The organism is Agromyces sp. Y558 (genome assembly GCF_059445415.1).
This window is the reverse complement of the sequence record NZ_JCAIUH010000006.1, coordinates 1-1,058: the sequence shown is the minus strand read 5'-3', so window position 1 is coordinate 1,058 and position 1,058 is coordinate 1. Positions and strand designations below refer to the sequence as shown.

Below are 1,058 nucleotides of genomic sequence, written 5' to 3'. Positions count from 1 at the left end.
TGTATTTCCCCGTGAGGTTGTGAACGCGGGCTGAGGGTGTGAGGCCGCCGATGCCGGTGTGGGGTCTGTGGTGATTGTAGTGATGCACCCACGCCTGGTAGGTCGACGCGCGGGCTTGGTCGCTGAGGTACGTTGCGGCGTAGGCCCATTCGGTCGCCAAGGTGCGGTTGAAGCGCTCGACTTTCCCGTTCGTCTGCGGCCGATAGGGGCGGGTCAGGCGGTGTCGCACGTTGTCGCCGAGCACGTTCTTGAACGCGTTCGACCGGTAGCAGGCGCCGTTGTCGGTCATCACTGCGGTGACGGTGATGCCCGCGTCGGTGAAGAAGTCTCGGGCGCGTTCCCAGAAGCCGGCGGCGGTTTCCTTGCGTTCGTCGTCGAGGATCTCGGAGTACGCCAACCGGGAGTGGTCATCGACCGCGTGGTGCAGATAGGCGTAGCCCCTGCCGCGGCGCCCGCTGTTCTTGCGGCCCTGGGTCTTGCCGAGCATGCGCCAGCCTCCGCCGTCCGGGATCCGCCCGAGCTTCTTGATGTCGACGTGCACGAGTAGCCCCGGCGCGGCGACTTCGTAACGGACCGGTTTCGGCTTGCGGACCGGTAAACCAGTGCTCTGATCCAGGCACGCCAGCAGTGGCATTCGATACCGGTCGAGCACGCGCCCGACCGTGGAACGGGCAACACCCAGGTGGAACCCGATTCGGTGCGGCCCCCACCGCCGCGTGAACCGCAGCGCGATGATCCGACGCTCCAGCCTGCGCTGACACCGCGACGGCGACGCGAGCGGCCTCGAGCTTCGGTCTGTCAACGCCTCGCCCGCACGGTATCGGCCAGCCCAACGTGACGCCGTTGCTGGCGAGCACTGGAACCGTTCCGCAGCGCGGCGCACGGACCAGCCCTCCTCGACGATCAGAACCGCAAGACGACGACGCCCTTCAGGCGTCAAAGGAGCATTAGCGTGAGTCACGAGGACCTCCGTGGAACGACGTGTGTGTGGTAACCCACATCGTCCCGGAGGTCCTCGCCTACATCACCCCACGTTCACAACGTGTCGGGGAAATACA

Annotated in this window: 1 protein-coding gene; it reads right to left on the bottom strand. The window is 66.0% G+C overall.

Annotated features, from left to right (window positions below; genetic code table 11):
* Positions 1–961 (bottom strand): IS481 family transposase (locus AC1C2T_RS19435; RefSeq protein WP_495386366.1); only part of this gene is annotated, 961 nt, incomplete at its 3' end.
* Between the last annotated feature and the right edge of the window lie 97 nt (positions 962–1,058).